Below are 24252 nucleotides of genomic sequence, written 5' to 3' on the forward strand. Positions count from 1 at the left end.
CACCGCCACTACCCGCATCGAGGGCTTCGCCAACTCCTTCGGGGACAGCGGGGCCCAGGCCGTCTCTGTCTTCACCGCCCAGAATACCGGAGCCGGGGAGGAGCGGCGGGTGCGGGAGGGGTTCCGTACCAGCTTTCTCATGATGCTGGCCCTGGGCGCAGTGATGTCTGTGCTGCTGTACGCTGCCGCCCCCGCCGCCATCGCCCTGCTGGCGGGGGAGACCTCCTCCTTCACCCAGACCAATGGTGTGGCTTACCTGCGGATGGTGGGGTGCTTTTACATCCTCTGCTTCCTGGGAAACACCTTCGTGGGCTACTTCCGGGGCCGGGGACAGGTGACCGTCCCCGTCTACGGCACTATCATCCAGATCTCCGCCCGGGTCATCCTCTCCTACGCCCTGATACGCCCCATGGGCCTGTCCGGCGTGGCCCTGGCCACCGGCCTTGGCTGGGTGCTGGTGGTGAGCTTCCACTCCCTCATGTATTGGCGCACCCGGAACCGCTGATCCCTCCGGCACAGTACCAAAGGGGGAAGCGGCCTCCTGGACTGTGCCTTTTTCAGGAACGTGGCTTCTCCGCTTTTTGGACAGAAAGGCCGCCCGGCGTGAGCCGGGCGGCCTTTCTGTCTTCTTATTCTCCGTAATAGGCCTTCAGGTACATCTCCTTGATCTCACTCATCAGGGGGTAGCGGGGGTTGGCGCCGGTACACTGGTCGTCGAATGCCTGCTCCACCATCTCATCCAGGTGGTCCAGGAAATACGTCTCGTCCACGCCGTAGTCCCGGATGGTGGCCTTGATGCCCACCCGCGCCTTCAGCTCCTCGATGGCGGCACACAGGTTATCCAGCTTCTCCTGGTCGTTCCCGCCCCGGATGCCCAGGGCGTCCGCCACCTGGGCATAGCGCTCCAGGGTGTGGGGGTGGTCATACTGGGGGAAGGTGCCCATCTTGGCCGGGACCTGAGCGGCGTTGAACCGGAGCACGTGGCAGATCATCAGGGCGTTGGCCACTCCGTGGGGCAGGTGGTGGAAGGCACCCAGCTTGTGGGCCATGGAGTGGCACACTCCCAAAAAGGCATTGGCGAAGGCCATGCCCGCCATCGTGGCGGCATTGGCCATCTTCTCCCGGGCCTCCGGGTCGCTGGGGCCGTTGTCATAGGCCCGGGGCAGGTAAGTGAAGATCATCTGGAGGGCCCGCAGGGCGATGCCGTCGGTGTAGTCGGTGGCCATCATAGAGGCGTAGGCCTCCAGGGCGTGGGTGACAGCGTCGATGCCCGAAGCGGCGGTGAGCCCCTTGGGGGCGTTCATCATCATGTCCGCGTCCACGATGGCCATGGTGGGCATCAGCTCATAGTCCGCCAGGGGGTACTTCACCCCGGAGCGCTCGTCGGTGATGACGGCAAAGGGGGTCACCTCAGAGCCGGTGCCGGCGGAGGTGGGGACGGCGATGAAGGCGGCCTTCTCCCCCATCTTGGGGAAAGTGTACACCCGCTTGCGGATGTCCATGAATCGCATGGCCATGTCCATGAAATCGGCCTCGGGGTGCTCGTACATCACCCACATGATCTTGCCCGCGTCCATGGCAGAGCCGCCGCCGATGGCGATGATGCAGTCAGGTCCGAAGGCCCGCATCCGCTCCGCGCCCGTCTTGGCACAGGCCAGGGTGGGGTCGGGAGCCACGTCATAGAACACGTCATAGGCGATGCCCATCTGGTCCAGCTGGTCGGTGACCGGCTTAGCATAACCGTTTGCGTACAGGAACTGGTCGGTGACAATGAACGCCCTCTTCTTGTCCATCACCTCCCGCAGGGCCACGGGCAGGCAGCCCTTCTTGAAATACACCTTCTGAGGTGCCCGGAACCAGAGCATGTTCTCTCTCCTCTCCGCCACGGTCTTGATATTCAGCAGATGCTTGACGCCCACGTTCTCCGACACGGAGTTGCCGCCCCAGGAGCCGCAGCCCAGAGTCAGGGATGGGGCCAGCTTGAAGTTGTACAGGTCGCCGATGCCTCCCTGGGAGGAGGGGGTGTTCACCAGGATGCGGCAGGTCTTCATCCGCTGGGCGAAGCGGTCCAGCTTCTCCCGCTGAGTCACCGCATTGAGGTAGATGGAGGCAGTGTGGCCGTAGCCACCGTCGGCCACCAGGCGGTCGGCCTTGTCCAGCGCGTCGTCAAAGTCCTTGGCCCGGTACATGGCCAGCACGGGGGAGAGCTTCTCGTGAGCGAACTCCTCAGAGGGCTCCACGCTGTCCACCTCGCCGATGAGGATCTTGGCGGTCTCAGGCGTCTGAATGCCGGCCAGTTCGCCGATGCGGTGGGCGCTCTGGCCCACGATCTGATTGTTCAGGGAGCCGTCGATGAGGATGGTCTTTCGGACCCTGTCCGTCTCCTCTCCTTTCAGGAAGTAGCAGCCCCGGGCGGCAAACTCCGCCTTCACCTGGTCGTAGATGGGGTCCAGGACGATGACGCTCTGCTCCGAGGCGCACACCATGCCGTTGTCAAAGGTCTTGGAGTGGATCACCGAGCTGACCGCCAGGGCCACATCGGAGGAGCTGTCGATGATGGCGGGGACGTTGCCAGCGCCCACGCCCACGGCGGGCTTGCCGGAAGAATAGGCCGCCTTCACCATGCCTGGTCCGCCGGTGGCCAGGATCAGGTCCACCTCCGCCATCAGCAGGCCGGTGAGCTCCAGGCTGGGCACGTCGATCCATCCCACGATGCCCTCCGGCGCGCCGGCGGCCACCGCCGCCTCCAGCACCAGCCTGGCGGCGGAGACAGTGCATCCCTTGGCCCGGGGGTGGGGGCTGATGATGATGCCGTTGCGGGTCTTCAGGGCCAGCAGCACCTTAAAGATGGCGGTGGAGGTGGGGTTGGTGGTAGGGATCACCGCACCGATCACCCCCACAGGCTCCAGGAGCTTCTTCACGCCAAAGGCGGGGTCCTCCTCCACCACGCCGCAGGTCTTCACGTTCTTATAGGTATTATAGATATATTCTGAGGCGTAGTGGTTCTTGATGACCTTGTCCTCTACGACCCCCATGCCGGTCTCCGCCACGGCCTCCTTGGCCAGAGGGATGCGGGCCTGGTTGGCCGCCATGGCAGCGGCCTTGAAAATGGCGTCCACCCGTTCCTGGGAATAGCGGGCAAACTCCTGCTGGGCCTGACGGACCCGGGTCAACAGTGCCTCGAAGCTCTCTTTGCTGTCTACCACAGAATACTGGGCTTTCTTTGCCATATCGCTGTATCTCCTTTCCAAATGGAGCGGTGGCCCGCCCCTCAGAATCGTTAATTTTTTAACGATTCTATTGTCAATATTTTAACAAACATTTTGTCATTTGTAAAGAGGAGATTTCCATGATATCTTTTCTCTTTTTTTGTGAAAATCGCCCAAAATGGAGAACTCCGCTCTGGTGACCTGTTTCCGCATGTCTTCTTATTTCCGGAAAGATCTGAAAAACCTCTGGTGTACCGTGCCGCCGCAGGTGCCCCCTTCCATCCAGTCAGGTCAGCAGAACGGACGTGGCCCCCGCCGCACGGTGAACGGAAGGCTACGCACCATGCAGAGGCCGGTCTCCCCAGTGAGCCGCCCCCCAGTATAATAAGCGCATGATATGCGCCCCTGCACAGGCCCCCGGAAGGCCGCCGGGCGCTCCCTCGATCCGGGGCGCTTGGCCCGGGGCCGGAAACTGCATCATTTTCGCCCTTGACATTTCCTCGGAACCTGTTATAAAATAAATGCCGCTCGCTCGGAGGGCAAGTCATTCGCTGGAAATGATGAGCCGGATAAGGCGGCAGACTGAGATGTCTGCTGAACTTATCCGGCTTTTGTTATGGCGCGGACCACCCGGACTGCCGGGGCACAGCCTTTCTCCGGGCCGCGACAAAATACTCAGGAGGAATGATAAAATGGGACGACCGCGCAGCTTGACGGAGGGGAACATCTTCAGCTCTCTGATCCGTTTTGCCGTTCCGGTTCTCTTCACACTGTTCCTGCAGGCGCTCTACGGCGGCGTGGACCTGCTGGTGGTGGGCCAGTTTGCCCAGACGGCGGACGTCTCCGGCGTAGCCACCGGCAGCATGCTGCTCCAGACTGTCACCATGGTTGTCACCGGCCTGTCCATGGGGATCACCATCCTGGTGGGGGAGCGGATCGGCCGGCGGGAGCCGGAGGATGCGGGCCGCGCCATCGGCGGCGGCATCTGCCTGTTCGCCTGCTTCGCCGTCCTGCTCACTGCCGTCCTGGTGGGTGGAGCCGAGGTACTGGCCCGGCTCATGCACGCGCCTGAGCACGCGTTCCATCAGACGGTGCTGTACATCCGCATCTGCGGGGCCGGCTCCCTCTTTATTGTGGCCTACAACGTCCTGGGCTCCATTTTCCGGGGGATCGGCGACTCCAGGACCCCTCTGCTCACCGTTGCCATCGCCTGCGTCATCAATATCTTCGGGGACCTGCTCCTGGTGGCCGGGTTCCACATGGGGGCCGCCGGGGCCGCCCTGGCCACCGTGGCCGCCCAGACCGTCAGCGTGCTTGTCTCCCTGTTCCTGATCCGCCTGCGCCGCCGGTCTCTGCCCTTCGCTTTCTCCCGGCGCCACCTGCGCTTCCACCGGGACATTATCGGCGCTGAGCTGCGGCTGGGCACGCCGGTGGCCCTCCAGGAGCTGCTGGTGGGGACCTCCTTCCTGCTCATCCAGGCCATCGTCAACTCCTTCGGCGTGGCGGCCTCCGCCGGCGTGGGGGTGGCGGAAAAGGTGTGCGTCTTCATTATGCTGGTCCCCTCCGCCTATATGCAGTCCATGTCCTCCTTTGTGGCCCAGAACATGGGGGCGGGCAACCCGATCCGGGCGAAAAAGGCCCTGAAGTATGGCATCCTCACCTCTGTGGCGGCCGGCCTGGTGATGGCCCTGCTCACCTTCTTCCACGGTGACCTTCTCTCCGCCATCTTCTCCCCCGACCCGGAGGTCGTGGCGGCCTCCCACAGCTATCTGAAGGCCTATGCCATCGACTGCATGCTCACTCCCTTTCTCTTCTGCTTCACCGGCTACTACAATGGCTGTGAAAAGACCCTGTTCGTCATGATCCAGGGTATCATAGGTGCCTTCTTCGTCCGCATCCCTGTAGCCTATCTCATGAGCCGCATGGCGGGGGCCACCCTCTTCCAGATCGGTCTGAGCACTCCTGCCTCCTCTGTGGTCCAGATCCTGCTCTGTCTGTCCATGTTCCTCTTTCTGGAGCGCCGCTCCGCTGGACAGAGCCATGCCTCTTTGAAAGGAAGTGCCGATCCATGAAGATCATTACCGTCAGCCGGGAGTTCGGCAGCGGCGGCCGGGAGCTGGGCAAGCGGCTGTCCGACTGCCTGGGCTGGCCCTACTACGACCGCGAGATCATCTCCGCCGTTGCCCGGAGGAATGCACTGGACGAGGGCTATGTGGAGGATGTGCTGGAGCAGGGCCACTTTCGCGGCGTCCCACTGACCATCGGCCGCACCTTTGCCTATCTCCCCTCCATGCCCCATGACTCCCGGCAGCTGCTTCAGGAGCAGCGCCGCGTCCTCCGGGCCCTGGCCGCCCACGGGGACTGCATCATTGTGGGCCGCAACGCGGACCTGATCCTGGCGGAGCACCGCCCCCTGAAGCTGTTCGTCTACGCCGATTTGGAGTCCAGGCTCCGGCGGTGCCGGGAGCGCAGCTCCGACGACGAGCGTTTCACTCTCCGAGAGCTGGAGCGGAAGCTCCGGCAGGTGGACCAGCACCGGGCCCGGCACCACGCCATGCTCTCCGACCTGCCCTGGGGGAGCCGGGAGGGGTATCACCTGTGCGTGAACACCACCGGCCTGTCCCTGAAGACGCTGGCCCCCCTGGTGGCGGAGTATGCCCGCTCCTGGTTCTCCCAGCAGGGGACCCCCTGACCCGCGGCCGAAAAAGAGACTGTCGAAAAAGTCTCAGGCTGCAAGTGTTTCCCCTGACGCACATGCCGCCGGGGAAAACAGGTCAGAACTTGATTCGCGCCTGCGGGCGCGAACTACGCGAGTCTTTTTCCACAAGCTGAGCGCCCCGGACGCCTTTTCAGGCGTCCGGGGCGCTTTTCCCATCACCGCGTCAGCTGCGGATCAGGCAGATGCTCATCGCGCTGATCTGGGGCGGGATACTGGCGGTCATCACACCGTTATAGGTGATGAACACCTGATTGCCTACGGCAAAACAGCCCGCGATGGACGTATTCACAAGGACCTGCTGGGATGTGCTCTGGTCTTGGACCAGGAGCTGACCGTTCCCCACCTGGAGGACGGTGGCTTGCATCGTTGTCAAAAGGATCACCTCACATCAAGTGGATGCACCCCCATTATATGCCGGAGTCGGGCGGGTGTGCCTCCCGGGGCCCGCCAGGAGATCCTGGGGCAAGGTGTACGGCACCGGGCAACTGAGAGGGCCGTCCCGCCACACTTAGGGGGATATCCCCGGCCGCATGGCGGCACAACAGTTCAGAGAGGAGAGAACACAATGAGCTTGTATCCAAACAAGATCCAGGTGGACGGCGTTCCCTGCGGGCTGATCCTGCGGGGAAGCGCCAACGGGACCTATCTGGCCGTCTTTGAGCGGGAGATGGCGGAGCTGGCCCGTATCGAGCAGATCGACTGGTCCCGCCCCGCCGTTGTGGGGGAAAGCCCGCTGCCCGCAGGGTATGGCTTCCAGGTCCGGGACATCCGGTACGCCCACGCTACCCGCAGCTACACGGTGCTTCTCCAGACAGCGGAGCAGTATCTGGAGGATGTGGCCGGCTTCCAGGCCCAGTTGGGGGAGCTGGAGGATACTCTTCAGGAGAAGCAGGCGCTCCTCCAAGAGCAGGAGTCGATGATCGCGGCGCTTGAGCAGGCAGGCAGCGCCGCCCAGCTGCGCTCAGAGCTGGAGGATGCCTATCAGAAGGGGGTGGAGCTCTGTGGCTGACATCGTGACCCTGGCCCTGGAGGAGCTGGAACACCGGGGCGGGGCAGACGCCCTGGCCCTGGCAGGGCGGTCTGTGTCCGGCGAGGCCGACGGCACCGCCCTGATCGCGGAGGAGCAGGCCATCCCCACCTGGCGCCCCCGCTCCTATCTCACGGAAGAGACTCCGGTGGGCAAGCCCTACCGGTGGAACGGACAGGTCTACCGCCTCTGGCAGCAGCACGACGCCACCGGTCAGCCGGGCTGGAGCCCGGACTTGGCTTTCTCCCTGTGGGACATCTGCCACACCACGGACCCCGCCCGGGCCAAGGACTACCTCCCGCCTCAGGGCAGTCGGGGACTGTGGCAGACGGGAGAATGCTGTGTGTTCGGCGGACGCGTCTGGCGTTCCCGTCAGGATAGGAACGCGTACAGTCCTGGCGAACTGCCGGCAAGCTGGGAGGATCTAGGCTCCGTCCAAGGGAGCTCCTTCTCCTGACAGGCTGTTCCGATCCTATTTTCTCTCGTACCTTATCGATCGACTGGGCGCCGTCGTAGGACGGCGCCCAGTCGTTTTTATTTTAAATCGTGAATTTTATCTTCCATTTTATTCTTTTTTATTTTTATTTTTCCATTTTTTCTTTGCGTTTTTTCGGAAAGCGCGGCTTTCAGACAGGCCATGCTTGACGTCTTATCAATTTTGTACTACAATAGCTTCCCAGAATCTATTTTGAATTTGCAGTTTATCCTATTCTTCCCCGTCTGAAAGATACTCGAGCGGGGATAGAGGGGATCCCATATGCTTTTCATTCTGCCGCAAGGAGATGAGTTTTATCAAACGCGTTGCCATTATAACTGGCTTCTTAGCCCTCTTCCTCGGATTTTTTGTGGGCACCCTGTGCCCCGCCCAGTACCTTCCCTGGAAAGAGCGGGAGACGGCCATGACCCCGTCTGTGGTCAACTCCATTATTGTCTCCGCAGGGTCTGCCTCCGCTTCCGGCAGCAGCTCTGCAAATACCTTGCCAGCGTTCAATTCCAGCGACAACTTTCCTCTGCTCAGCTCTGCCTGTGCAGTGGTCCGCGCCATTCAGGAGCGGGATTATGATACTCTGGCCGCTTTCGTCCACCCGGAGGAGGGCGTTACCTTTACGCCCTATTCCACTGTTGACCGGGACAGCGACCTCCGCTTCACTGCCGCTCAGGTCCGGCAGTTCTCCACTGATCAGACGGTGTACACCTGGGGCGTGTCCGACGGCTTGGGCAGCCTGATCGAGCTGACTCCAGCCGAATATTTCTCCACCTATGTGTTCAATACCGACTACACCCAGGCCCCTGAGATCGGAGTGGACCGTATTCTGCAGAGCGGCAACGCTTTGGAAAATTTGACCGAGGCATACCCCGGCTGCCGTTTCGTTGAGTTTCATTTTCCCGGCCTGGATCCCGCCAACGCCGGGCTGGACTGGTGTTCCCTGAAGCTGGTCTTCTCCCCTTCCGACTCCTGCTGGCAGCTGGTAGGCATCATCCACAGTCAGTGGACGATCTAGTCCCTTTTAAAACGCGCCCTCTCCAGCTCCGGTTCGGTCGAGGGCGCATTTTTCTTTGCTTGGGCCCGGATACGGCGGGGCCTCATATTCTTTTGCTTTTTGCCGTAAATCTTTTCCAGGATGTGCTGCGTTTTGGATATCATCATCGTTGGCAATGGAAAAATGGGCTTCAGCCTGGCCGACCAGCTCGCCAGTGAGGACCACAGCATCACCATCGTGGACACCCATGAGGCCGCCCTGCGCCGTGCCTCTGACACGCTGGATGTGATGTCCGTCAAGGGAAATGGTGTCTCTGCCGCCGTCCTTCGAGAAGCTGGGGCAGAGCACGCCGATCTGTTGATCGCTGCCACCAGCACCGATGAGGTCAACATGGTCTGCTGCCTCACGGCCAAAAAAATGGGCACCAGCTACACCATCGCCCGGATCCGGAACCAGGAGTACACCTCTGGCCTGGCGGAGCTGAAGCGGGACCTGGGCATCGACATGGTCATCAATCCGGAGAATGCCACCGCTGTGGAGATCTCCCGGCTGCTGCGCTTCCCCTCCGCCGCCAATATCGAGACCTTCTGTCGGGGCCGGGTGGAGCTGATGGGCTTCCGCCTGATGGAGGAAGACTTTCTGGTGGGCAATCCACTCCAGGACCTGTCCAGCCAGGTCAAAAAGCTCTCCCTCCTGTTCTGCGCCGTAGACCGGGACGGCGAGGTCATCATCCCCAACGGCTCCTTTGTCCCCCAGGCAGGGGATAATCTCTACCTCATCGGCCGTCCCACCGGCCTGGATCAGTTCTTCCGCCTTCTGGGCCGCTACACCCCCAAGGTGCGGCGGGTCTTTCTCGTGGGCGGCGGCAAGATCTCTCTGTATCTGGCCATCCTGCTGGAGAAGATGCAGATGCAGGTCAAGATCGTAGAACTCAGCGAGGCCCGCTGCCGTTTTCTCAGTGAACTGCTCCCCCATTCCACCATCATCTGCGGCGACGGCACCGATCAGGAGCTTCTGGACTCAGAGAACCTCTCCTCCTGTGATGCCTTCGTGGCTCTTACCGACCGGGATGAAGACAACCTCATCATCTCCCTGTACGCCGCCCAGCTGGGCCTTTCCAAAGTCATCACCAAATCCAACCGGCAGAACTACAACCGTATCGCCCAGGCCGTTGGTCTGGACAGCATCATCTCTCCCAAGCAGCTGGCCACCTCCCACATTCTCCAGGTGGTCCGGGGGATGCAGAACTCCCAGGGCAGCGTGATGAACGCTCTGTACCGCATCGCGGATGGGGCCGCCGAGGCCATGGAGTTTACCGTCACCGCCTCCACCCGCCATCTGGGCACGCCCCTGCGGGACCTGTCCCTGAAGCCCGGTATTCTGGTGGCCGTGGTGGCCCGGGGAGGCGAGATCATTATCCCGGAAGGCTCCACGTCCATCCAAGAGGGAGACTCTGTCATCCTCATCTCCCGAGACAGGCGTCTTCAGGATCTCAACGACATCTATGACGAGGGCGAGCACACCTTCTCTGCCCCGGGGGGCATGTCATGAATCTGAAATTGGTATCCCGGCTGGTGGGCCGCGTCCTGCTGGTCGAGGCATTCTTCATGCTCCTGCCGCTGGCGGTCGCCCTGCTGTACCAGGAGGACCCCGCCCCCTTCCTGTTGACCATCCTGCTGATGGCCATTCTGGGACTGGCCCTGTCCGCTGTACCCGCCACCCGGCATTTCTACGCCCGGGAGGGCTTCTTTGCCGTGGGCCTGATCTGGCTGGTCACCGGCGTGATGGGGGCGCTCCCCTTCTACTTCTCCGGCACCTTCCCCTCCTTTGTGGACTGCCTGTTTGAGTCGGTGTCCGGCTTCACTACCACCGGTGCCACCATCCTCACCGACATCGAGGCCCAGCCCCGTGGCATCCTGTTCTGGAGGGCATTCACCCACTGGATGGGCGGCATGGGCGTGCTGGTGCTGCTCACCGCTCTGCTCCCCTCCCTGGGCATCCGTTCTCACTACCTCACCCAAGCGGAAACCCCGGGCCCGGTCTTTTCCAAGCTGGTCCCCAAGCAGTCCCAGACCTCCAAGATCCTCTACGGGATCTACTGCGCCATGACACTGGCCGAGGTCGCCCTGCTGAAGCTGGCCGGCATGCCTCTGTACGACTCGTTTATCCACGCCTTCTCCACGGCGGGCACCGGCGGCTTCTCCAACCGCAATGCCAGTGTAGGCGCCTATGGCGACCCCGTGCTGGAGATGATCATCGCCGTCTTCGCCCTGCTGTTCTCCATCAATTTCGCCATGTACTTCCTGTTGCTGTGCCGCCGCTTCCGGGAAGTGCTTCAGAGCGATGAGCTGCGCTTTTTCCTGGTGGTGGTGGGCCTGTCCACCGCCGTCATCGCCTTCAACATCCGGCACCTGTACCAGGGGCCTCTCCAGTGCCTGCGCTATGCCTTTTTTCAGGTCTCCTCCATCATCTCCACCACCGGCTTCGCCACGGCAGACTTCTGCCTGTGGCCTCAGTTCTCTCAAATTATCTTTATCCTGCTGATGCTGTGCGGCGCCTGTGCCGGTTCCACCGGCGGCGGCATCAAATGCTCCCGCATCCTGCTGGCTGGCCGGGCCATCCGCCGGGAGGTCCACCGCATCATCCACCCCCGCTCTGTGGAGATCGTGAAGCTGGACGGCAAGCCGGTGGACGAGTCCACGCTCGCCTCCGTGCTCCTTTTTATCTCCTGTTATGCCATGATCACCCTGGGTGCCTCCCTGGTGGTCGCCCTGAACGATTTTCCCTTTACCGAGACCCTTACCTCCGTCATCACCTGCATCAGCAACACAGGCCCGGGACTGGGCGCGGTGGGACCGGCCGGCAATTTCTCCGCTTTCTCCCCCTTGAGCAAGCTGGTCCTCTCCCTGTGCATGATCATCGGCCGCCTGGAGATCTTCCCAATTTTAGTCATGTTCAGCCGCAGCACCTGGCGCCGGGTCTAGGCAGATCTCTGCGTTTTTTCTCCATTCCTGCGGTTTGTTTTTTACTTAACGATAAATTTTCTATTGCAAAGCCCGTCTAGTATGGTACAATATGACCATAACAGCGGTTGCATGGAAGGGCCTCCGCTCTGGCGGGGGCCCTTTTTCCAAGCGCGAAGGAGTGTGTTGAATGATGGACAATCTGTTCTGGATCGGTTTCGTGGGCGCGGCCATTGCCATTGCGTTTGCCTGGCTCCAAAGCCGCAGGGTCATGACCTTCTCCGAAGGCAGTGACAAAATGGTCAAGATCGCCGCCTCCATTCGGGAGGGGGCCAACGCCTATCTGAAGCACCAGTACACCACTGTGGCGAAGGTCTTTCTGGTGGTCTTCCTCGTCCTGCTGGTGATGGCCTTTGCCACCGGGGGAGAGATGCTCTCCCAGTTCACCCCCTTCGCCTTTCTCACCGGAGGTATCTGGTCCATGCTGGCCGGCTTCGTGGGCATGAAAATCGCCACCAGCTCCAACGCCCGCACCGCTCAGGCCGCCAGCGAGAGTCTGAACAAGGGCTTGCGGGTGGCCTTCTCCTCCGGCTCTGTCATGGGTTTCACTGTGGTGGGTCTGGGCATGCTGGACATCTCCATCTGGTTCGTCATCCTCCGCTTCGTGGCCGGCATCGACGACCCCCTCACCCTGGGGAACATCATGGTGATGAACGGCATGGGCGCCTCCTTCATGGCCCTGTTCGCCCGGGTGGGCGGGGGCATCTACACCAAGGCGGCCGACGTGGGCGCCGATCTGGTGGGCAAGGTGGAGGCTGGCATTCCGGAGGATGACCCCCGCAACCCCGCCACCATCGCGGACAACGTGGGCGACAACGTGGGCGATGTGGCCGGCATGGGTGCCGACCTGTACGAGTCCTATGTGGGCTCTATCCTGGCCACCTTCTCCCTGGGCGCCATCGCCGGGTACGGCTGGGCGGGCATGATCCTGCCCATGATGCTGGCCGTCTGCGGCATCGTCTGCTCCATCATCGGCTCTTTCTTCGTCAAGACCAAGGAGGATGCCACCCAGAAGTCCCTGCTCACCTCCCTCCGCACCGGAACTTATCTGGCTGCGGCCCTCTCCGCCGTGGCCGCCGCCCCCCTGACCTATCTCATGCTGGGGAACTGGGGCGTCTATATCGCCATCCTCTGCGGGCTGGTGGGCGGCTGCGCCATCGGCTATTTCACCGAGTATTACACCTCTGACACCTACAAGCCCACCCAGCAGCTGGCCGACGCCTCTAAGACCGGCTCCGCCACCATCATCATCGGCGGCATCTCCCTGGGGTTGAAGTCCACCATGGCCTCCATCCTCATCGTGGCCGCGGCCGTCATCGTCAGCTTCTACGCCGCCGGCGGCAGCCAGTCCTTCAACCTGGGCCTGTACGGCATCGGCATCGCCGCAGTGGGAATGCTCTCCACTCTGGGCATCACCCTGGCCACCGATGCCTACGGTCCCGTGGCTGACAACGCCGGAGGCATCGCCGAGATGTCCGGCCTGCCTGAGGCCGTTCGGGAGCGCACCGACGCTCTGGACTCCTTGGGCAACACCACCGCAGCCACCGGCAAGGGCTTCGCCATCGGCTCCGCCTCCCTCACCGCCCTGGCCCTGCTGGTGTCCTATGTGAGCATCGTCCAGGAGAAGACCCCGGAGACCCTGGACCTGTCCCTCACCAATCCCTTGATGCTGGTGGGGCTGTTCATCGGCGCCATGCTCACCTTCGTCTTCTCCGCCTACACCATGAGCGCGGTGCAGACCGCCGCCCAGTCCATCGTGCTGGAGGTCCGCCGCCAGTTCCGGGAGATCGCCGGCATCATGGAGTACAAGGCAGACCCCGACTACGCCTCCTGCGTGGCCCTGTGCACCAAGGGCGCCCTGCGGGAGATGGTGAAGCCCGCCCTGCTGGCCATCATCGTCCCCATCCTCACCGGCCTGATCCTGGGCCCCGTCGGTGTGGCGGGCCTGCTGGGCGGCGTCTCCGTCACCGGCTTTGCCATGGCCGTGTTCATGTCCAACGCCGGCGGTGCCTGGGACAACGCCAAGAAGTACATCGAATCCGGCCATCACGGGGGCAAGGGCTCCGAGTGCCACAAGGCCGCCGTGGTGGGAGACACCGTGGGCGATCCCTTCAAGGACACCTCCGGCCCCTCCCTGAACATCCTCATCAAGCTGTGTTCCACCGTGTCCATCGTTTTCTCCGGTCTCATCGTGGCCTTCCATCTGCTGGGCTAAACTTCAACGCAAAAACAGTCCGTAATTCTTCTTAGAAGAATTACGGACTGTTTTTATTTTCAGAAAAAAGCGGGGCTGATCCTCTGGACTCCCCCCTGCTCAGGCGGCCTCCCGTTCTCCTGCTGGAGGGGCGATCTCCTTATGATACACATGTCTCAGGAACACCGTACACAGGACTACCGCCACCAGCTCCGCGATGGGGAAGGCCCACCAGACCCAGTCCAGCACGCCGACCCTGGAGAGCAGGAAAGCCACTGGAAGCAGTACGAAAAGCTGCCGGACAACAGAGACCACCAGACTGAGCACGCCGTGCCCCAGTGCCTGGAATACGGCAGTGGCCACGATACAGTAGCCTGCAAACAAAAAGCTGTAAGAAATGATACGCAGTGCCGGCACTCCGATGCGCAGCAGATCGCCGGAGGCACTCTCCCCGGACTGGAAGAGCCGCAGCAGCGCGGGGGAGGCAAACTGGAAGATGAGCAGCCCCACCAGCATTATGCCCACTGCGTAGCAGACGCTGAGCCTGATGGTCTTCATGATCCGGGCGGGCTTCCGCGCGCCGTAGTTATAGGCCACGATAGGCACCATCCCGTTGTTCAATCCAAAGACGGGCATGAAGATGAAGGACTGGAGCTTGAAGTACACACCAAAGACGGCGGTGGCCGTCTGGGTGAAGGCGATCAGGATCTGGTTCATCCCAAAGACCATCACCGAGCCGATGGACTGCATGACGATGGAGGGAATGCCCACGCTGTAAATACCTCCGATGATGGTGCGGCTGGGCCGGAAGCCCCGCACCGACAGATGGAGGTCCGGATTCTTCTTTAAATTGAAGAACAGGCCCAGGATCGCCGCCACGATCTGTCCGGTAACAGTAGCCAGCGCCGCTCCGGCCACCTCCATCCTGGGGAAGCCGAACAGGCCGAAGATCATGATGGGGTCCAGGATGATGTTGATGATGGCGCCGGTGGCCTGGGTGAACATGGTATAGAGTGTACGGCCGGTGGCCTGGAGGGTCCGCTCCAGTGTGATCTGGAAGAACACGCCGAAAGAGCACACACAGCAGATCATCATGTAGCTCTCGCCGTAGTCCACGATCCGCTGGATGTCCGTCTGGATGGTGAAGTACAGGCGGGAACAGGTCAGGCCGATGACTGCAAACACCAGAAAGCTGAGGGCACTGAGGAACAGTCCATTCATCGCGGTGCGGTCCGCCTTGGCCTGGTTGCCCTCGCCCAGGCTCTTGGACAGCAGGGCGTTGATGCCCACACCGGTGCCCACCGCCACGGCGATCATCAGATTCTGCACCGGAAAGGCCAGCGACACGGCGTTCAGCGCGTCCTCGCTCAGCTGTGCCACAAAGACGCTGTCCACCACATTGTAAAGCGCCTGGACCAGCATGGATATGACAATGGGGATCGCCATGGTCAGCAGCAGCCGGTTTTCCGGCATGACCCCCATTTTGTTTTCCTGCGCCTGGTTTTCTGTACTCAACCCGACTGCCTCCTTTATGATCCGATTCGAGTGTTTTCGTCCAAATGCGAAACATATTTATTATATAGATGCATCCCCCGCTTGTCAAGATTTCCATTCTCTGTTTTGCTGCGGTGTTGATTGTATAGTGAAGTGCGAAAGAGGTCGCAAGGCCTCGGACGCACTTCACTTTTTTATTTTACACGAAAGGAGGCCGGAGAAATGGGCCAAAAACTCCGATACCTCGGGCCGGAAGATCGGGCGACTATTGAGCGGCTCCACAATGACCGGGCCCCGGTGGCCATAATAGCCGAGAAAATCGGCGTCCACCCCGCGACGATCTACCGCGAATTGAGGAACGGTTACACCGGGGCCGTAGACAAGTACGGTTTCCGCGTGTATAGCGCAAAGGTCGCGCAGATCACCGCCGAGCGGAATTTCCAGAAGTCCCGCGGCAAACGACAGGCAGCCCTATAAGGCCGACCACCCGAAAGGAGATTACCATACCATGACGAACAAAGAATTGCAGGACGCATTAAACGGACGCCTCGAAAAGTTTGACGGAGAGAAATATACCGGGAAAGAAGCGTCTACCCCAGTTTATCACCGCTGGTATATGCACGAAATCGAGTCGGAACTCGAGTCCCGCGGCATTGAAATTTTCCGGGCCGCTACCTGGAAAATCGTCGCCGAGATCGACGGCCCCGGCGATTTGCGCGTAGGTTATGAGCCCGTCGCCTCGGTGAATGTGGAGATCAAAAGAGATAAGCGGTATAAATTCGGCGGCCACGGCGTGGTTAAGTCGATCCGAGTACAGTTCCGCGAGGATTTGCAGGGCTTGACGATTGAGGAAACCCGGGCCTATCTCCTCAAGGCCGACCTCAAAAACCGTCTCGAATATTGGCGCAAGGAGCGGGAACGTCTCTCGGCGGAGCTCGACAAGGCGGCGGAAAAGATCGCCGATCTCACGAGTATTTCTATCGAGGAGGCGGACGTATGAAAACGGCGGCGGAACTATGGGCCGATACGATCAAGAAACAGCCTATCGACGATCTCACCATAAAGCGTACTTGCGAGTCGATAGAAGAACTCATAAATAAGAAAACGACGGGCGTCCGCCTCGCTGGCCTCCTCTCGCGGGCCGAGGCTATTATTCTCCGTCAGCGCAAGGAAATAGCCGCCCTCCACAAGGCGGCGGAGGTAGAGCATGAGTAAGGCCCTCACTCTATCCGGCCTCATGGCCCTACTCCTCCCGAAAGAACGCCTCTTTGTGATCCACCACCTCGGAGCCGATATTTCCGAGGCGGTGGCCGGAGGCACGGTCGAGGAGCTCGAAAGAACGCGGTGTGTCGAGGTGTGCGGAAATAATATCGTCGAACGGATCGCCGTTGACATGGACGACTGGCCGGACACTCCGGCCCCGATCCTCCTCGTCACCATCGGCGGAAAGGTAAAAACGCATGAATAACGAGGTTATAAAGTGGCTTGTAGGGACTCCGGCAAGCGACATGAATTTCAAGACGAACCTAAAAAGAGCCACGGCGGCGGAAATCCGGGAAACTCTGAAAATCATTGAGGGCCGCCGCGAGGTCAAAACGAAAGAAAAAGCTCTCCGGGCTGAGCTACGGAGAAAGGAAAAATGAAAGGAGATCGCCATACCATGAAAAGCCTGATTTTAACCACCCAGGACGCCCGGGAGCTGGACAAGCTCGGCGGGCTCACCATTACGAAGCCCATTAAACCCGCGCCGCGCTATATCGAGGGCGCCTCGTTTTCCAGTGAGGCCGATTGCGCCGACATTTGGCACCTCGTAGGCCAGGACGGAAACCGTCTCGGAGCGGGAGACGGCGTCGCGGACGTGTTCGCCTCTCCCGTCGAGGTCTCGGACGTCGTATTTATCCGCGAGCCCTGGTATCGCCTCAAGAACCCGCAGGGCGGAGAGTCCGAGCGCGTGATCCTGGCCGCCGACTCCGTCGTTCAGCCGGAACAGGCCGCCTATAAGTGGGCCTCCCCGGTTTCTATGCCACAGGACGCCGCCCGCCGCTTTGCGCGGGTAAAATCTATCGAGCCCGCCTACGGTGAAAATGTAACGCCCGCCTGGTTGATTGAGCTCGTGGCGATCACGAAAGAGGAGGCCACGGCGGAGGACGGGGCGCCTCTCTCCACCTCGGACGTCCCGGAGGAGGCCTCGAGCTATTACGCCTACGTCGGAGACATGAACGCAGAGGATCGCGACCGCATGATCGCCAAGATCGACGCCGACCGCGCCCGTTTGGCCGAGGTGCAAGATCGCCTCATTCGGATTGATCTCCGCCGCCGCGATCTCTCCGCCCTCATGTTTGAGGAGCGGGACAAGGTCGATCCCAACGACCGCGCCGCCCTCGACGCAGAAAATACGGCCCTCGACGAGGAGCAAGGCGACCTCGCCCGCGAGGAGGCCGATCTCCGCGCCGCCCTCGAGGACGCAAAGGCCCCGGCCCCGACCGTCGAGGAACACGCCCGAGAGAAATACACCAACATTTCCGCGCTCCTCTCTGGCCCGTCCGACGCGATCCAGACCCTCGGCGACTATGACGCCATCAAGGCAGAGGAGCAAGAGCTCGCCCGATACCTTGAGCAGTACGACAAGGCCGACGCCGCCGAACCTGATCCCGCTCCTACGGAGGAGGACGAGGAGATCGGATCGTTTAGGCTCGGAAAGTGTAAGTATTGCGGGCGTGAGTGGGGCGTAACCCTCGAGGGCGCCCGTGAGGGCGGTTTCCCGACCCAGCGAACCGCAGACGCCGCCGCTACCCGCCTTTGCGATTGTGAGGAGGCCGTCGCCAACCGGGCCCCAGTTATCGGCGTCGCTATGGCCGTCACAACGGGCGCTTGTCGGTATTGCGGTCAAATCCAGGAAGTCGGGCCCCACCCGTCCCAGGCCGCCGCAGACGACACGGCGACGGAGGTTTGCAACTGCCCGACTGCACGGCAAGAACGTCGCGTACATGAACAGGTGGCGGACGCTTGCGAGCGTGTGCAACGTCTTTTCGGCGACGACGCCGAGAGCCTCGGTTTTAAGCCGATCCCCGTCGAGGCGGTCGGCCTCCTCGAGAACGTGGCCGAAATGATCGCCCGCGGCCCGATCTCCTCCGCGAGCCTGAACGTCCGCGGGCGGTGTAAGGCGAAATTCTCCGTCACGAGCAAGGGAAAAATCAAGGTCTCCCGGAGCGAAACCCGCTCTTGCGACCTTGAGGACGGAGAGTGAGGCGGGGTATGGAAGTTACCGTAAAAATGTACCCGGAGGAATACGACCTTTTCCGCGAGTATCAGAGAGAAAAAGCCTCTCTCGAACGAGAAATGAGCGCAGATTACGACCGCTTATGCGAAAAGCATGGGAATTTGTGCAAAAAAATCCTCGACGCGACCACCGTTTCGGAGGCAACGATTTACGCCGAAGATAAGCCCGCAGAGGTAGAAAAGGTGATTTCAATAGCAGACCACGCGGCCATGATGGACGCCCGAAATCTCGCCGAAGAATGGTTTTCTTGAGCTTGAGGAGGAGATAAAAGGATGAAAAGCCCTGTTTATCGTTGGAAAGTATCTCACCCGGCCTATGGCGCCGTCGAGGTGACGGGCCCGCGGAAATACGAGGCCGTGATCTCTGCCGCGAGAAAGTGGGCCGCCCGCTGGACGCAGATTGCCCGCGAGTGTACCTTTGAGCGCCTCGAGGAGGTGGCGGCGGAATGATGGACAAGCCAGAGACGGCGGAGGCCGAACTCCCGCCACCGTGCCACGATTGCCGGAGCCTACATAAAAAATACGGCTCTTTCCTATGCGCTCGCCGACAGGCCCGTTATTGGTGGCTCTCGGCGTGGAACCTGATCCCGGGCTTAAACCGCCTCCTCCCGGCGTGGGAGTGCGATCTCCGCAAATACGAGACGGTCGAGGACATAGAAAAGGAGGAAAAGTCTTGAGACTCTACACGACGAAGCACCCGCGGGAGCGTTTCAATATCAGGTGGAACCGCCGCAAGAGTGCGTTTCGGCTGGCCGCCCGCGGCCTCGCCCTTTATATCTATCCGGGCCCGCTGATCGAGTGGTCGCTCGTGATCCTGGTAACTCTGACGGCGTTTCGCCTGGGCGTGATTTACGCCTATCTCGAGCGGGGCTATCAGGCTCGCGGCGGAGAGTATCTCCTCCTCCTGATCCCGCCTATCTACTACGCCGCGAAAAGAACGCTCCTCGACTGGATCGCAGACCTCCGGCGAGCCAAGGGCCGCCGAGAAAGGAGCGCAGAAAGTGAGTACACCCTTTAAGGAGTGCCCGTCTTGCGGGGCTCACCTGGACGCGGGCGAGCGGTGCGACTGCAAAGAGACCGCCGCGGCGGATCGGGCCCAGGCCAACACCGCAAGGATCACGCCTCCCGCCCGCGCCTATTATGTCGGCGTAGACCTTGCGGACGGAAAAGACTATACCGCGACGGCCCGCGGCCTCGTGGAAAACGGGTAAAAGAAAAAGCCCCCGACGCTTGACGAGAGCGTCGGGGGCGCAACCACCCGGAGGGAGATTGCCATACCTTTATTATATTATCACCTCCGGGAAGAAAATGCAAGGGGCCTCGGCCCTACGCCCGAAAGGCGGTTTTTGATATGCAACGAGTGAAACGACGCACATTCTCGGGGGTCGTTTGCGAGCAGGAAGTTTATAACGTCCCGGATCGGATCAAGAGCCTCGAAAAGGCGGAGCCCCGCCCGCGCTTCAAAAATGAGGAGGAGCGGGAACTCCACAGGATCGGCATTTCGCGGCGGAAACACGCTCGCCTCATAAATGAGAATTACGGCCCTACCTCATTATATAGCACCCTTACGCTCGACAATGAGAGCGAAGTACATACATTCGACGAGGCCCGTCGTATTCGCGACCTCTACGTCCGGCGCCTGAAATACCACGCGCCCGACGCGAAGATCAATATTTACATGGGCCGCGGCAAGACGACTTTCCGTATACATTTTCACATGATTTCCGAGGGCGTCTCGGAAAAGCTGATCCGCGATCTTTGGGGCCTCGGTGACGTGTTGAGGATCGAGCACCTCAGAGAGCACAATTATTATAATGGTGTAGACTATGGCCGCGATTATACGGGCCTCGCAAATTACCTTTTCGACCATTGGACGCCGGAGCAGGGCGGCCACCGCTGGAAACAGACGAAGAACCTCAAGCGCCCGGAGCGCGAGGAGCCGACCGTCGTAAAACGGAACTACTCGACGACGCGCCCTCCTCGCCCGCCGAAAGGCTATGTTTTAGTCGAGAGTAAAGAAACTCAATGGGGCTACCTCTATTTTAAGTATGTGTTGACGCCGCCGAAGCATGAGCGGCGCCGAAAACGACCGATTGAGTGATCGGCCTTTTATGGCCTTGTAAATGCGTAAAGTTTGGGAACGAAGCCCAGGGAAAGGAGTGCAAGCTATGAATATTAACGAGCTCGCAAAGGAAGTCCACGAGAACGCGGTCAATCATGGGTGGTGGGAAAAGCCGCCCTCTCTCCCGGAGGCCCTTTGTCTGATCCATGCCGAGCTGTCCGAGGCTCTCGAGGAATACAGAAACGGGAGCCCTCTCGTCTATGGGACGTGTGCGCTCTCGCCGGACGATTGCGATTTTGCCCTCACTTGTGAGAACGTGGGCCACCCTGACGCCGGAGGGGAAAAGGCCGGAGCCTGCAAGCCGGAGGGGATCGCGGTCGAGCTGGCCGACGTGATCCTCCGAACCCTCGACCTCATGGCCGCGCTCGGGGTAGACGTTGACGCCGTTGTCATGGCAAAACACCGCTACAACCTCGGACGCGAATACCGCCACGGAGGGAAACGGATATGATAAATTATTTCAAAGCCGCCGAGAGATTGCTTGCACAGCGCGGAAACCTTGAGCAAGCACTCGAGAACCTCGGGCGGCGGCGTGAGCTTGCCTCCACTCAGGCAAAGGGCGAGAGAGATAATATCAAGCCTCGGCCCTATGCCTCGAGCGGCGGTATCAACGCGCATACCTCCGCCCGCCTGGAACTGGCCGAGATAAACCGGGAGATCGTAGCCACCCGGAGCACAATAGCGGAGATCGACCGCGTCCTCGCTCAACTGGACGACGCCGACGCCGAGCTCCTCCGTGCCTGGTATATCGAGCACAAGAGTAAAGAGCAGATCGCGGACGAGCTCTCGTATAGCTCCAAGACATCGATCTACGATCTCAGGAATAAGGCCGTCGCGGCCTTTGCGATTTTGTACTATGGGGCGGGGGCTCTCGCCTCCGTTTAGCCGCGCCCGGAAAATTGAAAAAAGTCTGTACGGACAAGACCGCGCCCTTGTGTTACGCTGGTAACGTGAAAGAGGGCGGGAAAGCCCGTCGCCGTGCGCCCTTTTCTGCCGAGGCCTTGCGCTCTATGCGTGAGACCGCCCGAGGCCGGGAGGGGCGCCTCTTTCACACCATTTGGAGGCGAGCGTTTGAGAGAGTTTGCACGAGGTTTTTATCTCTCGAAAGAATGGCGCCGCACTCGCGCTTATATCGTGGCCCGGGATCACGGCCTATGCGTGAAGTGTGGGCGCCCCGGCGAGATCGTCCATCACAAAGAGCACTTGACGCCGGAGAACATCAACACGCCGGAGATCGCGCTCGGCGAGAATAATCTCGAGTTACTTTGCCGGGATTGCCACGCCATCGCCCACGCCTCCGACCTACCCACAGATCGCGGCCTCATGTTCGACGAGGAGGGAAACCTTGTCGAGCGTGAGCTTTTGTCATAAGCACAAGAACGAGCGACGGCGGCCCGCGCAGATCGCAGACGCAGGAAGTACACCTCTCCGCCACCCCCACGCCTCCCGGGTTATCCACAAGCGCCGCGGGAAATGTGGACAAAAAAGCGAAGCGGCGGAAATGAAACGCGATCCGCGGCGGAGTTCCGGCCTCGAGGCCCTCCCCCCCACCTCGACACCCCGGGGATAGCCATTCCGAACCGCTTTCCACCCTCGTTTAGAACCCCCCGGGCGCATACATAAGGGGGGGTATAGCACAAAAAGAGAGGAGGTCACACATCTAATGGCAAAATCAAAAATCCCCTATGAAAGCCTCTCTATCTCCGACAAAATCGAGGTAAAAAGAAAGAAAATTCAGCGTCTTTTCCGTGATCTACCCGCCGAAAGAAAGCAATTTGCGGACGGCCTGATCTATCAATTTGCCGTTACGACCGTCACTCTCGAGCGCCTCGTCGAGGAGATCAACGCGGGCGATCTGATCGAAGATTTTAAGCAGGGCGCTCAGCAGTTACGCCGCGAAACCCCGGCCCTCAAGAGCTACAATACGACGATCAAGTCGTTTACCTCCCTCTCGAAAAGCCTCCTCGACCTCCTCCCGGAGAAAACTCAGAAACAGGCCGGAGAGGAGCTTATGAATTTCGCCACGAAGCCCGCGGGAGCTGGTAAGCGGTGAATTACATTCTCGAGTATTGGGAGGCAATCGAGAGCGGAAAGGTAGTCACCTCCCGGCGCGTCCGTGCCGTTTACGAGCGCCTCGCCCGGGAAATCCGCGAGCCCGATCCGGCCTCTCCGTACTATTTCGACGAGGACGTCGGCGAGCGCCCGATCCTATTCGCGGAGCGGTTTTGCAAGCAGTCTCAAGGCGTGATCGGCGCCCCTCTCAAGCTCGAGCTTTTCCAAAAGGCCTATATTCAAGCCCTTTTCGGTTTCCTTGAGCGGGAGACGGGTTTCCGCAGATACCGCGAGACAATGTTTCTTGTGGGCCGTAAAAATGGCAAATCGACACTCCTCGCCGCGATTGCGCTCTATATGCTGATCGCGGATTATGAGGGCGCGGCGGAAATCTACTCCGTCGCCACCAAACGAGACCAGGCGAAAAAAGTCCTCACCGAAGCTATAAACATGGTGAAGCAGTCGCCGGAGCTCCGGGCCGTCCTGAAAAAGCGGCGGAATGATCTCTATTTTCCGGCCACGGCCTCGACATTTGAGGCCCTCGCCTCGGACTCTAACACCCTGGACGGCCTGAATTCTCACGCCGTAATCATTGACGAGCTCCACGCGATAAAGGATCGCGGCCTCTACGAGGTTATGAAACAGTCCACCTCCTCGCGCCGTCAACCGCTCGTCGTGATGATTACCACCGCGGGCACCGTCCGCGAGAGCGTTTTTGATAGCCTCTATGAGATCGCTTGCAGAATTGCGGACGGCGAAATGGAGGAGCCGACTTTCCTCCCGATCCTCTACGAGCTGGACGCCCGCGAGGAGTGGACAGACCCGACCAAATGGCAAAAGGCAAACCCGGGCCTCGGGACGATCAAGAAGTATAAGACCCTCGCCGACTTTGTCAAGCGGGCGAAGAACAGCCCCGACGATCTCCCCGGCGTCCTCTGCAAGGATTTCAATATCCGGGAAGTGTCGGCGGCGGTTTGGTTATCTTTCGACGCCATCAAGAGCGATCTCCGTTTTGAGTTCCAGGACGTCTATAACACCTACGCCCTCGGCGGGTGCGACCTCTCGGCCACGACCGACCTCACCGCGGCAACGCTCCTCATACGCAAGCCGGGAGACCCGATTGTCTATGTTCTGCAACAATATTTCCTCCCTGAAAAGCGCGTCGCACACCTCGAGGAGAAGAACACCAACGAGGCCCCATATCGAAAATGGGCCGACCGCGGCCTCCTCACAATCTGCCCGGGAAACCGCGTCAATTATTCCGACGTCACGGCCTGGTTTTGCCAAATGCGGGACGAGTACAAAATCGACTGCATAAAAGTCGGCTACGACCGGGCCCTCGCGGGTTATTGGGTAGACGAAATGAAATCGAACGGTTTCGACATGGAGGCCGTCGCCCAGGGCCCCTATACATGGAGTCAACCCATGCGGGAAATGGGCGCCGCTCTCGAGGGGAAACAGGTCAATTACAACGGAAACCCTATGCTCGTATGGTGCTTGACGAATACGGGCGTCAAAAAATCGGGCCTCAACAACATTCAGCCCGTAAAGATCACCGAAAAGCGCAGGATCGACGGTATGGTCTCGCTCCTCAACGCCTGGACGATCTACGTCAAGTATTACGAAGATTTCATGTATAACGTGGGGTGAAA

29 protein-coding genes are annotated in these 24252 nt (G+C 60.4%); 26 read left to right on the plus strand and 3 right to left on the minus strand.

Going from position 1 to position 24252, the window contains the following annotated elements; all coding sequences use genetic code 11:
* Positions 1-505: MATE family efflux transporter (locus BN1969_RS18165; RefSeq protein WP_187120321.1), on the plus strand; the 505-nt coding region annotated here is incomplete at its 5' end.
* A 124-nt stretch (positions 506-629) separates the two neighbouring features.
* Here the strand turns inward: BN1969_RS18165 and adhE are convergent.
* The gene (gene adhE / locus BN1969_RS01225) at positions 630-3230 is read right to left on the minus strand and encodes a bifunctional acetaldehyde-CoA/alcohol dehydrogenase (protein WP_050622626.1); all 2601 of its coding nucleotides are present in this window, start codon (positions 3228-3230) and stop codon (positions 630-632) included.
* A gap of 671 nt (positions 3231-3901) precedes the next feature.
* Here adhE and BN1969_RS01230 point away from each other — a divergent pair.
* Together BN1969_RS01230 and BN1969_RS01235 are read left to right on the plus strand one after the other, a co-directional pair.
* Entirely contained in the window at positions 3902-5281 is a 1380-nt protein-coding gene (locus BN1969_RS01230) for an MATE family efflux transporter (RefSeq protein ID WP_050622627.1), read from the plus strand.
* Positions 5278-5901, plus strand: coding sequence for a cytidylate kinase-like family protein (locus BN1969_RS01235; RefSeq protein WP_050622628.1), 624 nt, complete (start codon positions 5278-5280; stop codon positions 5899-5901). The genes BN1969_RS01230 and BN1969_RS01235 overlap by 4 nt, the downstream gene beginning before the upstream one ends.
* A 190-nt stretch (positions 5902-6091) precedes the next feature.
* Here the strand turns inward: BN1969_RS01235 and BN1969_RS01240 are convergent, their stop codons facing one another.
* Positions 6092-6301, minus strand: a complete 210-nt coding sequence (locus BN1969_RS01240) for a hypothetical protein (RefSeq protein WP_133248257.1) — start codon at positions 6299-6301, stop codon at positions 6092-6094.
* A gap of 192 nt (positions 6302-6493) precedes the next feature.
* Here BN1969_RS01240 and BN1969_RS01245 point away from each other — a divergent pair, with 192 nt between their 5' ends.
* The 6 genes from BN1969_RS01245 to BN1969_RS01270 all read left to right on the plus strand — a co-directional run bounded on the left by BN1969_RS01245 (position 6494) and on the right by BN1969_RS01270 (position 13674).
* The gene (locus BN1969_RS01245; RefSeq protein WP_050622630.1) at positions 6494-6937 is read left to right on the plus strand and encodes a hypothetical protein; all 444 of its coding nucleotides are present in this window, start codon (positions 6494-6496) and stop codon (positions 6935-6937) included.
* Positions 6930-7412, plus strand: a complete 483-nt coding sequence (locus tag BN1969_RS01250; RefSeq protein ID WP_050622631.1) for a hypothetical protein — start codon at positions 6930-6932, stop codon at positions 7410-7412. The genes BN1969_RS01245 and BN1969_RS01250 overlap by 8 nt, the downstream gene beginning before the upstream one ends.
* A 325-nt stretch (positions 7413-7737) precedes the next feature.
* A complete protein-coding gene (locus BN1969_RS01255; RefSeq protein WP_050622632.1) occupies positions 7738-8457 on the plus strand; it encodes a hypothetical protein in 720 nt (239 codons plus the stop codon).
* Between the two features lie 132 nt (positions 8458-8589).
* Positions 8590-9987 (plus strand): Trk system potassium transporter TrkA, encoded by a 1398-nt coding sequence (trkA, locus tag BN1969_RS01260; protein ID WP_050622633.1) that lies wholly within the window; start codon positions 8590-8592, stop codon positions 9985-9987.
* Positions 9984-11420: a TrkH family potassium uptake protein gene (locus BN1969_RS01265; RefSeq protein WP_050622634.1), complete on the plus strand. Its 1437-nt coding sequence runs from the start codon at positions 9984-9986 to the stop codon at positions 11418-11420. Before trkA ends, BN1969_RS01265 begins: the two co-directional genes overlap by 4 nt.
* Positions 11421-11592: 172 nt before the next feature.
* A complete protein-coding gene (locus tag BN1969_RS01270) occupies positions 11593-13674 on the plus strand; it encodes a sodium-translocating pyrophosphatase (protein ID WP_050625348.1) in 2082 nt (693 codons plus the stop codon).
* Positions 13675-13773: 99 nt separating this feature from the next.
* Here the strand turns inward: BN1969_RS01270 and BN1969_RS01275 are convergent, their stop codons facing one another.
* Positions 13774-15135 (minus strand): MATE family efflux transporter, encoded by a 1362-nt coding sequence (locus BN1969_RS01275; protein WP_050625349.1) that lies wholly within the window; start codon positions 15133-15135, stop codon positions 13774-13776.
* Between the two features lie 234 nt (positions 15136-15369).
* Here BN1969_RS01275 and BN1969_RS01280 point away from each other — a divergent pair, with 234 nt between their 5' ends.
* From BN1969_RS01280 to BN1969_RS01355, 17 genes are all read left to right on the plus strand, one after another.
* Positions 15370-15624, plus strand: a complete 255-nt coding sequence (locus BN1969_RS01280) for a helix-turn-helix domain-containing protein (RefSeq protein ID WP_050622635.1) — start codon at positions 15370-15372, stop codon at positions 15622-15624.
* Between the two features lie 31 nt (positions 15625-15655).
* On the plus strand, positions 15656-16147 hold the full coding sequence (locus BN1969_RS01285) for a hypothetical protein (protein ID WP_050622636.1): 492 nt from the start codon (positions 15656-15658) through the stop codon (positions 16145-16147).
* On the plus strand, positions 16144-16362 hold the full coding sequence (locus tag BN1969_RS01290) for a hypothetical protein (RefSeq protein WP_050622637.1): 219 nt from the start codon (positions 16144-16146) through the stop codon (positions 16360-16362). The genes BN1969_RS01285 and BN1969_RS01290 overlap by 4 nt, the downstream gene beginning before the upstream one ends.
* Positions 16355-16615 carry a hypothetical protein gene (locus BN1969_RS01295; RefSeq protein WP_050622638.1) on the plus strand — a complete coding sequence of 87 codons (261 nt, stop codon included), beginning with the start codon at positions 16355-16357 and terminating at the stop codon, positions 16613-16615. The genes BN1969_RS01290 and BN1969_RS01295 overlap by 8 nt, the downstream gene beginning before the upstream one ends.
* A complete protein-coding gene (locus BN1969_RS01300; protein ID WP_050622639.1) occupies positions 16608-16790 on the plus strand; it encodes a hypothetical protein in 183 nt (60 codons plus the stop codon). Before BN1969_RS01295 ends, BN1969_RS01300 begins: the two co-directional genes overlap by 8 nt.
* Before the next feature lie 17 nt (positions 16791-16807).
* Complete coding sequence (locus tag BN1969_RS01305) at positions 16808-18394, plus strand: hypothetical protein (protein ID WP_050622640.1); 1587 nt, start codon at positions 16808-16810, stop codon at positions 18392-18394.
* 8 nt (positions 18395-18402) lie between these two features.
* The gene (locus BN1969_RS01310; protein WP_021933507.1) at positions 18403-18678 is read left to right on the plus strand and encodes a hypothetical protein; all 276 of its coding nucleotides are present in this window, start codon (positions 18403-18405) and stop codon (positions 18676-18678) included.
* Positions 18679-18699: 21 nt separating this feature from the next.
* Positions 18700-18876: a hypothetical protein gene (locus BN1969_RS17720; protein ID WP_154669715.1), complete on the plus strand. Its 177-nt coding sequence runs from the start codon at positions 18700-18702 to the stop codon at positions 18874-18876.
* The gene (locus BN1969_RS01315; RefSeq protein ID WP_050622641.1) at positions 18873-19103 is read left to right on the plus strand and encodes a hypothetical protein; all 231 of its coding nucleotides are present in this window, start codon (positions 18873-18875) and stop codon (positions 19101-19103) included. Before BN1969_RS17720 ends, BN1969_RS01315 begins: the two co-directional genes overlap by 4 nt.
* Positions 19100-19444, plus strand: coding sequence for a hypothetical protein (locus BN1969_RS01320; protein ID WP_050622642.1), 345 nt, complete (start codon positions 19100-19102; stop codon positions 19442-19444). The genes BN1969_RS01315 and BN1969_RS01320 overlap by 4 nt, the downstream gene beginning before the upstream one ends.
* Entirely contained in the window at positions 19428-19637 is a 210-nt protein-coding gene (locus BN1969_RS01325) for a hypothetical protein (protein ID WP_050622643.1), read from the plus strand. Before BN1969_RS01320 ends, BN1969_RS01325 begins: the two co-directional genes overlap by 17 nt.
* A 140-nt stretch (positions 19638-19777) precedes the next feature.
* Positions 19778-20527, plus strand: coding sequence for a hypothetical protein (locus BN1969_RS01330; protein ID WP_050622644.1), 750 nt, complete (start codon positions 19778-19780; stop codon positions 20525-20527).
* 67 nt (positions 20528-20594) lie between these two features.
* A complete protein-coding gene (locus BN1969_RS01335; RefSeq protein ID WP_050622645.1) occupies positions 20595-20999 on the plus strand; it encodes a nucleoside triphosphate pyrophosphohydrolase family protein in 405 nt (134 codons plus the stop codon).
* The gene (locus tag BN1969_RS01340; RefSeq protein WP_050622646.1) at positions 20996-21433 is read left to right on the plus strand and encodes a DUF1492 domain-containing protein; all 438 of its coding nucleotides are present in this window, start codon (positions 20996-20998) and stop codon (positions 21431-21433) included. The genes BN1969_RS01335 and BN1969_RS01340 overlap by 4 nt, the downstream gene beginning before the upstream one ends.
* A gap of 186 nt (positions 21434-21619) precedes the next feature.
* On the plus strand, positions 21620-21919 hold the full coding sequence (locus tag BN1969_RS01345) for an HNH endonuclease (RefSeq protein WP_050622647.1): 300 nt from the start codon (positions 21620-21622) through the stop codon (positions 21917-21919).
* Positions 21920-22211: 292 nt separating this feature from the next.
* Positions 22212-22601 carry a hypothetical protein gene (locus BN1969_RS01350; protein ID WP_021933516.1) on the plus strand — a complete coding sequence of 130 codons (390 nt, stop codon included), beginning with the start codon at positions 22212-22214 and terminating at the stop codon, positions 22599-22601.
* On the plus strand, positions 22598-24250 hold the full coding sequence (locus BN1969_RS01355; RefSeq protein ID WP_050622648.1) for a terminase large subunit: 1653 nt from the start codon (positions 22598-22600) through the stop codon (positions 24248-24250). The genes BN1969_RS01350 and BN1969_RS01355 overlap by 4 nt, the downstream gene beginning before the upstream one ends.
* The last annotated feature ends 2 nt before the right edge of the window (positions 24251-24252 follow it).

It is taken from the genome of Clostridium phoceensis, from assembly GCF_001244495.1.
In the GTDB taxonomy this organism is placed as follows: Bacteria; Bacillota; Clostridia; order Oscillospirales; family Oscillospiraceae; genus Lawsonibacter; species Lawsonibacter asaccharolyticus.

Excerpts from the sequence above, each read along its gene's own strand:
- adhE (WP_050622626.1), bottom strand. The coding sequence starts at position 3,230 with ATGGCAAAGAAAGCCCAGTATTCTGTGGTAGACAGCAAAGAGAGCTTC.
- BN1969_RS01230 (WP_050622627.1), top strand. The coding sequence starts at position 3,902 with ATGGGACGACCGCGCAGCTTGACGGAGGGGAACATCTTCAGCTCTCTG.
- BN1969_RS01235 (WP_050622628.1), top strand. The coding sequence starts at position 5,278 with ATGAAGATCATTACCGTCAGCCGGGAGTTCGGCAGCGGCGGCCGGGAG.
- BN1969_RS01245 (WP_050622630.1), top strand. The coding sequence starts at position 6,494 with ATGAGCTTGTATCCAAACAAGATCCAGGTGGACGGCGTTCCCTGCGGG.
- BN1969_RS01255 (WP_050622632.1), top strand. The coding sequence starts at position 7,738 with ATGAGTTTTATCAAACGCGTTGCCATTATAACTGGCTTCTTAGCCCTC.
- BN1969_RS01265 (WP_050622634.1), top strand. The coding sequence starts at position 9,984 with ATGAATCTGAAATTGGTATCCCGGCTGGTGGGCCGCGTCCTGCTGGTC.
- BN1969_RS01270 (WP_050625348.1), top strand. The coding sequence starts at position 11,593 with ATGGACAATCTGTTCTGGATCGGTTTCGTGGGCGCGGCCATTGCCATT.
- BN1969_RS01275 (WP_050625349.1), bottom strand. The coding sequence starts at position 15,135 with ATGGGGGTCATGCCGGAAAACCGGCTGCTGCTGACCATGGCGATCCCC.
- BN1969_RS01280 (WP_050622635.1), top strand. The coding sequence starts at position 15,370 with ATGGGCCAAAAACTCCGATACCTCGGGCCGGAAGATCGGGCGACTATT.
- BN1969_RS01285 (WP_050622636.1), top strand. The coding sequence starts at position 15,656 with ATGACGAACAAAGAATTGCAGGACGCATTAAACGGACGCCTCGAAAAG.
- BN1969_RS01290 (WP_050622637.1), top strand. The coding sequence starts at position 16,144 with ATGAAAACGGCGGCGGAACTATGGGCCGATACGATCAAGAAACAGCCT.
- BN1969_RS01295 (WP_050622638.1), top strand. The coding sequence starts at position 16,355 with ATGAGTAAGGCCCTCACTCTATCCGGCCTCATGGCCCTACTCCTCCCG.
- BN1969_RS01300 (WP_050622639.1), top strand. The coding sequence starts at position 16,608 with ATGAATAACGAGGTTATAAAGTGGCTTGTAGGGACTCCGGCAAGCGAC.
- BN1969_RS01305 (WP_050622640.1), top strand. The coding sequence starts at position 16,808 with ATGAAAAGCCTGATTTTAACCACCCAGGACGCCCGGGAGCTGGACAAG.
- BN1969_RS01310 (WP_021933507.1), top strand. The coding sequence starts at position 18,403 with ATGGAAGTTACCGTAAAAATGTACCCGGAGGAATACGACCTTTTCCGC.
- BN1969_RS17720 (WP_154669715.1), top strand. The coding sequence starts at position 18,700 with ATGAAAAGCCCTGTTTATCGTTGGAAAGTATCTCACCCGGCCTATGGC.
- BN1969_RS01315 (WP_050622641.1), top strand. The coding sequence starts at position 18,873 with ATGATGGACAAGCCAGAGACGGCGGAGGCCGAACTCCCGCCACCGTGC.
- BN1969_RS01330 (WP_050622644.1), top strand. The coding sequence starts at position 19,778 with ATGCAACGAGTGAAACGACGCACATTCTCGGGGGTCGTTTGCGAGCAG.
- BN1969_RS01335 (WP_050622645.1), top strand. The coding sequence starts at position 20,595 with ATGAATATTAACGAGCTCGCAAAGGAAGTCCACGAGAACGCGGTCAAT.
- BN1969_RS01340 (WP_050622646.1), top strand. The coding sequence starts at position 20,996 with ATGATAAATTATTTCAAAGCCGCCGAGAGATTGCTTGCACAGCGCGGA.
- BN1969_RS01350 (WP_021933516.1), top strand. The coding sequence starts at position 22,212 with ATGGCAAAATCAAAAATCCCCTATGAAAGCCTCTCTATCTCCGACAAA.